Source organism: Acetobacterium sp., from assembly GCF_041752335.1.
In the GTDB taxonomy this organism is placed as follows: Bacteria; Bacillota; Clostridia; order Eubacteriales; family Eubacteriaceae; genus Acetobacterium.
The window spans coordinates 38,588-49,622 of the sequence record NZ_JBGSHG010000115.1 but is presented as its reverse complement, the minus strand read 5'-3'; the positions used below and the strand labels follow the sequence as shown (position 1 = coordinate 49,622).

Genomic DNA, 11,035 nt, shown 5'->3' with positions numbered 1-11,035 from the left:
CGTCGTCCGCATAAATACCAGCCAGTGTCCAGTCCGGATGGCCATTAATGTAGGATGTGTAGTGTTCAATTTGCGCTTCATAGCTGGTGGCTTGCTCATCACTGTCAGTGGAAACCCGGCAATAGGCTGCTACCCGTAACTCTGTGCTTATACCTGGGAGGAAATTGCCATCAAGATGGGCTTTAGCCTCCCGCACACCTACCGCATGCGGGACCGGGCTTTAAAGAAAATCGTGGTCAGGGCAAGTGGAGAGTAAAGGAGAGTTGATGTTAGTGGCCAATGTGCTATAATGGTAGTGTGAAAAAAGTAGGCGCAGGCCACCACGGGAGAAATCTCATGGTGGCTTTTTTGATGCCAAAATGAGGTCAACATCATGCCAGGTATCAGCCGGGAAAAAATTTAAAGCCTGGCGATGGAAAATCTCAGCACAAATAAAAAAAACAAATAAAAATCCATTTGGGAGGTCATTATGGAAAAACCCATTAAACCCTGTGAAATCTGTCAGGGCGACTGTCAATTGATAACGGTCTATGAACCTGGTAAAAAATACAAGGTGGTCTGCAAGGGCTGCGGTAATGAATCCGCAGTGAAAAGCACCCGGTCCGCCGCCATCAACGCCCACAACAAGTCCCGTTACCGGGTCCACAAAGTATTTTCTGTTTGAGCAACCGTCAGTTTTCTGACTTTGCTATAAAAAATTTTGAAAGGAGCAAGATATGGCAGAATTTAAATTAGCAATGGTTTTTAAAAATGCCGTGGATAAAAATGTATCCATGACGATCCCTGATGTTAAACCCACCGTCACCCAGGCGGAAGCCGTGGCCTTAATGGACACCATTCTAACAACGGGTATTTTACCCCTGATAATATCGCACTGGTGTCTAAGGTCGATTGTAAAATGGTGGAAACCACCACTTCTGACTTCTACAACGTCCCGTAAGGGTACGGTAGTTGTGTACCACAAAAGATAGCCCGTTACGGGCTTCTTTTTAATCCGTTTATGACTGAGTTTAAATTAACGGCGCTGACAGCGCTGGGTTTACTGGGAGGCTGCATCGCCGAATTGCTCGGCGGCTGGGATGCTGGCCTCCAGTCGTTGTTTTTGTTTATGTCCATCGATTATATCACCGGGTTAATCGTAGCCGGGGTCTTTAAGAAAAGCCGCAAATCACAGCAAGGGGCGCTGGAAAGCCTGGCGGCCTAGAAGGGCCTGTTCCGCAAGGGGGTAACCCTGGGGGTGGTGCTGATTGCCTGCCGGCTGGATCTGCTGCTGGGCGCCACCTTTATCCGGGATGCCACCATCATTGCCTATTGCGGCAATGAGCTTTTATCGATCACCGAGAATATCGGTCTGATGGGGGTGCCGCTGCCGGCCATCATTACCCAGGCACTGGAAGCCCTGCGGGAAAAAGAAGAAATAAAAGAAGAAGTAAAAGATGAAGTAAAAAAGGAGGAAGAAAAGTGAGTGACTATGTGAAGTGGATCCAGGAACATTTACAAGCCCTGGGCTATGATCCGGGCCCGGTCGATGGGGTGGTTGGCGACCGCACCGATGCTGCCATCCGGCTGTTTCAGAAAGAAAATGATTTGGTGGCCGATGGGCAAGTTGGTGAACTAACCCACAGTGCCCTGATCCAGGCCCGTAGTATGTTTGACTTGAAAGTGGATCAGGATGGTAAGCTGCTGCTGAAAGATTTTACCAATGATGAATTTACCTGCGAATGCGGCTGCGGTCTTGATATCTGCGACAAGCTCAAGGCTTTTGCCCAAAGGCTCCGGGATCAATTCGGCTGGCCCCTGGTGATTTCTTCCGGAGCCCGCTGTCCAACCGTCAATGAGGCGGTTGGCGGTGTGCCGGATTCCTGCCACCTCATCGGTCATGCCTTTGACGGTTATTTCCCCGGACATATGAATGAAGCGGTGATAAACCAGATGGCCGACTATGCCATCAGCCAGGAAATCGGCGTGATCCGCTATCCCAATCAATTGTTTTGTCATTTTCAAATTCCACCACGAAACCAGATTATTTATTGAAAGTTTCGTGTGAAAGTTCTTTCTTTGTTACCCCGGCCGTTGTGGCCGGGGGTTTTTTTATTTATTTACAAAATGAGTATTTATTGATAAAGTTAATCTACAAGAATATACTGAATGTATTTTGATTGAATAATCATAAGGAAAAGTGTCAAAGAGAGGTGTATGGATTGGCTAGTGAATTGCAACCATTGTCATTATTATTTCAGAATAAATTGTTTAGAATACCAGATTACCAGCGGGGATATGCATGGCAGCAATCACAACTTGTTGACTTCTGGGATGATTTAGCGAATTTACAGGATAACCGCTATCACTATACGGGTTTGCTATCATTAAAAAATCTTAAAAGTAGTGAAACAAAAACCTGGGGAAGTGATTTATGGATGGTGGATAAGGGATTTAAAGCGTGCCATATTGTTGATGGGCAACAACGGCTTACAACATTCATCATTCTAATAAACGAGATAGTCGAGTTTTCACGTTCTTTAGAAGAAAATACTGACAAATTAGATGAAGAAATAGTTCTCGGCTATGATACTCTTAAAGATATTCAGACAAAATATATCAGTCAGCACAGACCACCAAACAATCAGATTACTACATATCTGTTTGGCTATGAAGTCGATAACCCAAGTGCGGACTATCTTAGATACAGAGTGTTCAATGAACAGTATTCTGGTACGGTTAACGAAACTTATTATACAAAAAATTTGAAATATGCAAAATCTTTTTTTAGAGAAAATTTGTCAGCTCTTTATGCATCTGAAAAATTTGAAGGTATTAGTAATTTGTATCTAAAACTGACATTGAAGTTGATGTTTAATATTCATGAGATTGATGATGATTATGATGTTTTTGTGGCCTTTGAAACGATGAATAATCGCGGAAAAAAATTGACGAATTTGGAACTTCTAAAAAACAGATTAATATACCTGACTACACTTTATCCTGATGAAAAATTTGATGCAATAGATAAGGCAAACCTTAGAAAGCAAATAAATGATACATGGAAAGAGGTGTATTATCAACTTGGCAGAAATGAAAAGACACCTCTTTCGGATGATGAATTTTTAAGAGCCCATTGGATTAGTTATTTTGCTTATTCCCGTAAAAAAGGTGATGATTACATCCATTTTCTTTTAAACAAATTCTCTGCAAAGAACATTTTTGAAAAGAAAACCGTTGTTGTTGGAGAATCAATTCCAGTGATTTCAGATGATATTGAAGATGATGCTGAAATTGAAACTGAAGACAATTTTGAACCGGAAGTTGTGGAGATTTGCACATTAGAGCCAAGTGATATTTCTGACTATGTTAACAGCTTAAAAGAGATGGCAAAATACTGGTATGATACTTTCTTTCCCATGAACAGTGATAATTTGACTGAAAAAGAAAAAATATGGGTTGATCGTTTAAATCGTATTGGTATTGGTTATTTTAGACCTCTTGTTATGGTAATTATCAGCCGCAGGGACTTGAATGCAGATAAACGAATTGAAGCTTTTTCATCAATCGAAAGGTTCTTGTTCATTTGTTTTAGAATAGGGTATTTAAATGCAACATTTAGAAGTAGTGAATATAACCGTGCTGCGCGTGGTATCTATTTAAAAAAAATGGATATTGATGAATTAATTGACGATATTAACGAGACTACCAAGTCAAATATTGAATATGCAATACCTAACTTTGTTACAAAAATTGAAAAGCATTTCGCTGACATGGGTGGTTTCTATTTTTGGAATTCAGTAAAGTACTTTTTATATGAATATGAATTCCAATTAGCGAAGAAAAATAATATCGATAAGATAAGCTGGGAGATGTTCACAAAAACTGAAAAAGATAAAGTCTCTATCGAACACATTCTTCCACAGACCCCAACAAAATATTATTGGAAAAATCAATTTAGACAGTTTGATGTTGAGGAAATTCAGTTGTTGTCATGCGCTTTGGGAAATCTGCTGCCGCTGTCACAAAGCATTAATTCTGCTTTGCAGAATGACAGTTTCGAAGATAAAAAAACTTCTAAAACTAATGGTAGAAGAGGATACCAGAATGGATCCCATTCAGAAATTGAGGTAGCAAAAGAAACAGACTGGTCAGCTGAAGCTATTTATAATCGCAGTAAACAGCTCCTGCAATTTATGGAGAATCGATGGAAATTCAGCTTTACAGGGGAGCAGATAGATAAGTTGATTTATGTGTCGTTTGCAATGGATGGCAGAGAAATTCCAGAAGTATTGCCAAAAGAACAGAAAGACACTAAAGAAGACCCAAAAACAGAAAACTTGTTTGATACTGAGCAAAGAAAAGAAACAATACTTGAATCACATCAGATGAAGTTTTGGACAAGTTTTGTTAATTATTGCAAACAGAATGGTCGTGGAGAGGATATTGCAACGCGGAAACCTTATACTCAGAGTTGGTATCATATTCCAGTTTCAGATGCAGATTTTCACCTTGAATTCTCACTGACGAGAGGAAAATATCTCGCACTGATTATTTATGTTTATAGTGGCGAGACATTTTCACGATTGGAAAGTAAAAAAGCAGATATTGAAACAGTATTTGGGGATAAGTTGGACTGGTACTCCAGTAGAGAAAACAGTACAGCAAAGCGAATCATTTATAAGCGTGAATGTGAAATCTTCAATCCTCAAAAACAGGAAGATCTATTTGCATGGATGATCGAAAAATTTGATGAAATGTACATAGCATTGGTTAAGGTTGGAGAAATTGAGGATAAAAACGGTGGTAGATCACAGTGGCAGACATGAAACAAGTTTATGATTTCGCAGTAAAGTGGTGCGATAAATTTCGTGATGAAAAAGTCAATTACATAGAACTAGTAGACCACTATTTGGCAGATGATTGTGATGCACTTGGTTTTGAGATGGACTGTGGTAATTCTTTTGCAGAAGTTTATGGAGATGCCGAACATAATTATGAGGAGCTTAATAGGATAATCGATACTGTCACTGATATAAAATTGCTGGGTTCCGCTATATATTCACGGTGGCGATACTTTAATCATTGGGCATATAACGGTGAAGAAATTTTAGAATTTAAAAACCGCTCATGGTTTATTTTGGCACTTAGTAGACTGTCGCTACTTTCGGGTGAAAACCCTTTTATCTTTAAAGGAGTGCCCCAAAAGATACGAATTGTTTCCAACAGTATCGGTTTTGGACCTTGTCCGGAACCAAAGGATATAGTTGAACAACGGATAACAATCAATTCCAGTGGACGGGTATGGTTTTCTGCATACGCATTTGGAGATGGCTTTGGTAAGTATGAGAAGGCTCAAACTAGAAATTACAAAATTGAAAAAGCTGTAGCTGAAGATATCTTACAAGAGATCGCAACCTATTTTAGTGATGAATATGATGAAATATTTGCAACAGATATTGGTAATTGGGAAATGCAAATAACCAATACCGAAGGCAAGGTATATAAATTTAATGGATCATTGTGTGCCATTTTTGAGGTGGATGGGTTTTACCTCTCAGATCTCATTCGGGATGCATTAGAAATAGATGATTTATATGTTTTTGATGGCAGTTTTAAACCAGATAAGGTAAATCGAATTACTGTTGATTACCACAGAGTTACAAAAATCAAACCCAAGCTGCCTATTCGTGAAGAAGCCAGCTATCTAACTTGGGATTACACGGAGCAGCTGATAATTGATAGAAGATCAGAAAGCATTGAGCATATCCAAAATATTGGAACTGACTGTATCATTTCTCATAAATATCAGGTTCCAGATGGTGTGGTGGGGTTACTTGATGATTTAGATGCTGAGTATTTGTTTGAATATATCGAAGGCAATCCATCAGATGTAATTGATACACCAGACGAAACAAAAGAATATACCATAACCATTGATTTTAACAAAAATCCTCAGCGTGTTATAAAAGGTACTTATGATAAAAAAGGTTTGCCGGAGGACTTTGAAGAATTTGCTGAAACAGTATTTAGATTTATGAGCTTTTATGGTTTTGGGGAAATATTAGACCCATCAACCTATGGAAAAGTAAGACGTCAAAAAAATGATTATATCTTTTGCAGTATAACCTTTGATAAGGGGCAGAAAAGTTATTATTACATAACTGATGATGATAGCATTGAGGTCGGTGATTTTGTTTTAGTTCCTGCCGGAGGGGATAACCATATTGCTATGGTCGCAGTTGTAAATATTGAATACTTTTCTCAAGAGAATGTTCCAATGCCTGTAGATAAGACAAAACGAATTATTCGCAAATGCACTGAAGAGGATTTAGATTTGCCAGAAGAACAACATCATATTAAGAATAAGATATATTCATAATGGGGGTTAAAGACCATCAAAGTACCGGTGCCAGGCTCGACTTAACTTTGAAAAAAGCACCTCGGGTGAGATGCCTTGATCTAATAATTAGTGTGTACCTGTTTTTTTATTGGTATTACGGATATAGGCGGTGTTCTTACCAGCTCCAATTTTAATAATATAGCCTTCTTTTAATAAAGATGCCAACGCAACCTCAACGGTTGATGTGCTAATATCAGGACATTTTTCTAAAATCACTCGCTTTGACAGCTTTTGGAGGGTGTTGTCAAATAGTTTTCTGATCCGTTCTGGCTTGGTAAGGCTTCGATCCTGAAACAATTCAATACGGGTTGAAAACTCTTTATAAGCCCTCAAAATGACTTCAAGATAGTACTTAACAAAAGCAAAATAGTGGTTGTTTTCTTCCTGCCATCCCATCGAGCTGTCATATAACACCTCATAATAGGTTTCTTTTGTGTTTTCAATAATCATTTCGATACTCAAGTATTTCCCGACAATATATCCGGAGCGATATAAGATCAGTAAGGTCAACAATCGGCTTAATCTCGCGCATTTTCGATTCCTTTCTGCATAAACGAGTCTCTTTCTGCACAATACTATCAACTAATTGTGCAGAAGTCAATGATTCTAGGCAGAATAATCGAAACCACCTTGCAGGCATCCGGGGATAGCCGGGAATGGCAGTCCCTCCGGCAAATCCTGTCTACGCATCAGCGATTTGACTACCTCAACCGGCTATTTTTATTGTTAATCTAAAGATGATACTCTGCTATAATATCTTTAGATTAACAAAGGGGGACATTCAAATGCCTAATATCAAATCCAGTACGGATCTAAGAAATAATTACAACGAAATCTCTAAATTCTGTCACGAACACGAAGAACCCATCTTCATCACTAAGAATGGTCAGGGGGACCTGGCTGTCATGAGCATCGAAGCTTACGAAATGTTAAACGGGAAGCTTGAACTTTATCGCGCCCTTGATGAAGGTCGTGCCGCCATTAAGGCGGGGAAAAAACGTCCGCTGACTGATGTCATGAAGGACCTGCGACAAGAGATAACCGATGGCAACGGATAGTATTGAGATCTCAGAGCCAGCCCAAAATGACCTTCGTGATATGATCCGGTACATATCGTCACAGTTGTCCGCACCAATGACGGCCATGAATATGATGGATACGATTGAAGAAGCACTGCTGGGGTTATCCGAAATGCCCCAGAAATGTCCGGCTGTTCGTGATGACCGGCTGGCTTCAATGGGGTACCGAAAACTTTTGATTAAGAACGATGTCGCTTTCTTTACCATCGATGAACAATCCCACGTCGTCAACGTTGAACGAATCCTTTATGCCCGTCGTGATTGGCTTCGTATTTTGTAGTCTTTTAGGTACCGGTGCCAGGCTCAACTTATTGACTTAACTTATCAGTCTCAAAAACATGGTTATTAATTAGTGAAAAGCCCATTCGTGCGGCTTGTGGAGGCAAGGACCAAAGTATAATGTATGTTGTTTTTTTTGTTCATTTACAGAATGTGTGAATGTGAAATCTTTAATCCTCAAAAACAGGAAGATCTATTTGCATGGATGATCGAAAAATTTGATGAAATGTACATAGCATTGGTTAAGATTGGAGAAATTGGGGATAAAAAGGGTAAAGTGAAAAGCGAAAAGTTAAGATCATTCAAAGACGATTAGAATTATTTCGATAAAATCGAAGCTGTGTAAAACCTAAAGGCAACAATCAAATAAATGAGCGAAGAACGGCGGTGTATCACGGTGTGTCAATCCGGCCAGTCAGGGACATCACCCTACGCAAGCAGGCCGAAGAGGCTCTGCATGAATCGGAACACTTCATCAGATCCACGCTGGACGGACTGCCGTCCCACATCGTGGTAATCAACGAGGGTGTTATATTTAGGATAAAATGGTAGAGAATGAAATGAGGCGAGTAAACATGGACTTGCATAAATCAATCATAGAGAGATTTCCTGTTGGATATGCCTACCACAAAATAATACGGGATGAAAATAATAGACCTTGTGATTATGAGTTTATTGAAGTGAATAGTGCCTTCGAAAACTTAACTGGTCTGAAGCGTTCAGATATTTTAGGTAAAAATGTCTCTGAAGTTTTACCGGATATAAAAAAGAGTGCATTTAACTGGATAGAATTTTATGGGAACATTGCGATTAACGCTGGCGTTGAAGAATTTGAGCAGTTTTCTGAACCTTTAAGACGATGGTATCAAGTGAAAGTTTATTCTCCAGAAAAAGGGTATTTCATAACGATATTCTCTGATATATCAAATGAGCGCCGACAGATTAATGAACTTGAACTTCAAATCACCCAAAGGAAGCTGGCGGAGGACAAGCTGCGGGCTAACGAGGAGCTGCTAAATGCCAGTCAGCGCCTTAGCAAGGTTGGCGGCTGGGAGTGGAACGTTGAAACACAAGCCATGTATTGGACGGAAGAAACCTATCGGATCCATGATTTTTCCCCGGGTGAGATGGATCCGGGATCCGCAAAACATATCAAGCGGAGCGCGGAATGCTATGAACCAAAGGATCGCCCGGTAATCCTGGCTGTCTTTCAACGTTGCGTGGAGGAAGGGCAACCCTATGATTTGGAGCGCCCCTTCACGACTGCCAAAGGGCGCCGGCTTTGGATTCGCACGACCGCCATCCCGGTGGTTGAGAGTGGAAAAGTCATCAGGGTCATCGGCAACATCATGGACATCACCGATCGCAAGCAAGTAGAGCAAGCTTTGCGGGAGAGCGAAACGCGCTACAGAAAAGCGCAAGAACTGGGGAAGGTGGGCAATTGGGAATACAACCTGAAAACCACAGAATTCTGGGGTTCTGATGAAGCTAAAAAAATGTATGGATTTGACCCGACGAAAGACAATTTCAGCGTCGAAGAGGTGGAAAGCTGCATTATTGAGCGGGAAAGGGTCCACCAGTCGCTGGTGGATTTGATTGAGAATAGTAAGCCATACAATCTGGAATTTGATATCATCACAAAAGACACAGGCAAAATAAAAACATTTATTTCAATTGCCGAACTGGAAAAAGATAAAGCCGGAAAACCGCTGAAAGTTTCTGGTGTGGTCCAGGACATCACCGACCGGAAGAAAATGGAACAACTGCTTTTTAGAGAAAAAGATCAGTTCAAAACAACCTTGCTTTCTGTTGGCGACGGGATCATCTCAACAGATGTAAAAGGCAAGGTGTTGATTTTAAATCCAATTGCGGAACAATTAACTGGATGGCGTCAAGCAGAAGCAGTGGGCAGATCAAGTGATGAAGTGTTCCATATCATCGACGAATTCACCCGGGAAAGATGCGACAATCCAGCGCAAAAGGTGATTGAGACAGGTGAGATTATTGAACTCGCCAATCATACCCATCTGATATCAAAAGATGGGTTTGAAAGACCCATTGAAGATAGTGCTGCTCCCATCAAAGATGAGCAAGGAAACATTACCGGTGTGGTTTTGGTATTTAGAGATTTTACAGAAAAGAAAAAAATCCGGGACGAAATCACTTATCTCAGTTTTCACGATCATTTGACAGGTTTATATAACCGTGGGTTTTTTGAAGCAGAGATGGAACGTCTCGACACTGAAAGAAACCTACCGATCACCATTGTCATGGGAGATGTGAACGGGCTTAAATTGATCAATGATTCCTTCGGTCATGCTGCCGGAGATGAGTTATTGATAAGGATAGCGAAAATACTGAAAAAGAGTTTTAGAGCTGCTGATATTATCGCAAGAGTGGGTGGCGATGAATATGCTATTTTACTACCAAAAACGGATGGTTCCGAGGCTCAAAAACTAATTAATCGGACGCTGGAATTATTGCTGAAAGAGAAAGTAAGAGATTTAAATTTGTCTATTTCCTTTGGTTGGGCGACAAAAACTGATCTGTCGCAGACTACAGATCTGGTCACAAAAAAGGCCGAAGATGACATGTACAACAATAAGCTATTCGAAGGTCCAAGTGTTCGGGGAAGAGTGATTGACAGTATCGTTGCTACCATCAATGCGAAAAGCCCAAGGGAGCAAGCACATTCAGAAAGAGTTTCAGATTTGTGTATCGCCATTGGTGAAGCGTTGAAATTTGAAGAAGGCGAGATTAAGACCTTAAAAGTCTTTGGTTTACTTCATGATATTGGAAAAATTGCGATAGCCGACGACATACTCAATAAAGCAGACGGATTAACGGATAAAGAGTATAATGAAATAAAGCGACATTCTGAAATAGGCTTCCGAATTTTAAGCACTGCAAATGATATGTCTGAAATTGCCGATTATGTATTGTCTCATCATGAAAGATGGGATGGAAAAGGCTATCCCAAAGGTTTGGCAGGAGAATCCATTCCCTTACCTTCTCGCATCTGTGCCATAGCCGATGCTTACGACGCCATGACCAGCGACAGAAGTTATCGACCGGCACTGACACATGAATTTGCAGTGGCAGAATTGCTGAAAAACTCGGGGAAACAGTTCGATTCTGAACTAGTAGATATATTTGTAGAGAAGGTATTACCTACTTTGAGAAATCGATTTTGCTAAGCTAAAGGAAATTTGGGGAGATGTGAAGGTAAATACCGATCGAGATGTTCCCCATAACCGTAGGGGTTGAGAACACCGTTTAGATAGCTATCAATGCA

General features: G+C 40.5%; 9 protein-coding genes and 2 pseudogenes. 9 read left to right on the top strand and 2 right to left on the bottom strand.

Annotated features, from left to right (window positions below; genetic code table 11):
* A pseudogene (locus ACEW8F_RS13985) lies at nucleotides 1–196 on the bottom strand (resolvase); the annotation flags it as partial.
* 273 nt (nucleotides 197–469) lie between these two features.
* Here ACEW8F_RS13985 and ACEW8F_RS13980 point away from each other — a divergent pair.
* The 6 genes and pseudogenes from ACEW8F_RS13980 (at nucleotide 470) to ACEW8F_RS13955 (ending at nucleotide 6,361) form a co-directional block, all read left to right on the top strand.
* Nucleotides 470–664, top strand: a complete 195-nt coding sequence (locus tag ACEW8F_RS13980) for a hypothetical protein (RefSeq protein WP_373484081.1) — start codon at nucleotides 470–472, stop codon at nucleotides 662–664.
* A gap of 52 nt (nucleotides 665–716) precedes the next feature.
* Entirely contained in the window at nucleotides 717–971 is a 255-nt protein-coding gene (locus tag ACEW8F_RS13975; protein ID WP_373484080.1) for a DUF2922 domain-containing protein, read from the top strand.
* A gap of 29 nt (nucleotides 972–1,000) precedes the next feature.
* Nucleotides 1,001–1,465 (top strand): annotated as a pseudogene (locus ACEW8F_RS13970) (holin family protein).
* The gene (locus ACEW8F_RS13965; RefSeq protein WP_373484079.1) at nucleotides 1,462–2,034 is read left to right on the top strand and encodes a peptidoglycan-binding protein; all 573 of its coding nucleotides are present in this window, start codon (nucleotides 1,462–1,464) and stop codon (nucleotides 2,032–2,034) included. Before ACEW8F_RS13970 ends, ACEW8F_RS13965 begins: the two are co-directional and overlap by 4 nt.
* Before the next feature lie 167 nt (nucleotides 2,035–2,201).
* On the top strand, nucleotides 2,202–4,808 hold the full coding sequence (locus tag ACEW8F_RS13960) for a DUF4268 domain-containing protein (RefSeq protein WP_373484078.1): 2,607 nt from the start codon (nucleotides 2,202–2,204) through the stop codon (nucleotides 4,806–4,808).
* Nucleotides 4,796–6,361, top strand: coding sequence for a hypothetical protein (locus ACEW8F_RS13955; RefSeq protein WP_373484077.1), 1,566 nt, complete (start codon nucleotides 4,796–4,798; stop codon nucleotides 6,359–6,361). The genes ACEW8F_RS13960 and ACEW8F_RS13955 overlap by 13 nt, the downstream gene beginning before the upstream one ends.
* An 87-nt stretch (nucleotides 6,362–6,448) precedes the next feature.
* Here ACEW8F_RS13955 and ACEW8F_RS13950 read toward each other — a convergent pair whose 3' ends face one another.
* On the bottom strand, nucleotides 6,449–6,832 hold the full coding sequence (locus tag ACEW8F_RS13950; protein WP_373484076.1) for a hypothetical protein: 384 nt from the start codon (nucleotides 6,830–6,832) through the stop codon (nucleotides 6,449–6,451).
* Nucleotides 6,833–7,167: 335 nt separating this feature from the next.
* Here ACEW8F_RS13950 and ACEW8F_RS13945 point away from each other — a divergent pair, with 335 nt between their 5' ends.
* The 3 genes from ACEW8F_RS13945 to ACEW8F_RS13935 all read left to right on the top strand — a co-directional run bounded on the left by ACEW8F_RS13945 (nucleotide 7,168) and on the right by ACEW8F_RS13935 (nucleotide 10,937).
* Complete coding sequence (locus tag ACEW8F_RS13945; protein ID WP_373484075.1) at nucleotides 7,168–7,440, top strand: type II toxin-antitoxin system prevent-host-death family antitoxin; 273 nt, start codon at nucleotides 7,168–7,170, stop codon at nucleotides 7,438–7,440.
* Nucleotides 7,427–7,741, top strand: a complete 315-nt coding sequence (locus tag ACEW8F_RS13940; RefSeq protein ID WP_373484074.1) for a type II toxin-antitoxin system RelE/ParE family toxin — start codon at nucleotides 7,427–7,429, stop codon at nucleotides 7,739–7,741. Before ACEW8F_RS13945 ends, ACEW8F_RS13940 begins: the two co-directional genes overlap by 14 nt.
* 544 nt (nucleotides 7,742–8,285) lie before the next feature.
* Nucleotides 8,286–10,937 (top strand): PAS domain S-box protein, encoded by a 2,652-nt coding sequence (locus tag ACEW8F_RS13935; protein WP_373484073.1) that lies wholly within the window; start codon nucleotides 8,286–8,288, stop codon nucleotides 10,935–10,937.
* The last annotated feature ends 98 nt before the right edge of the window (nucleotides 10,938–11,035 follow it).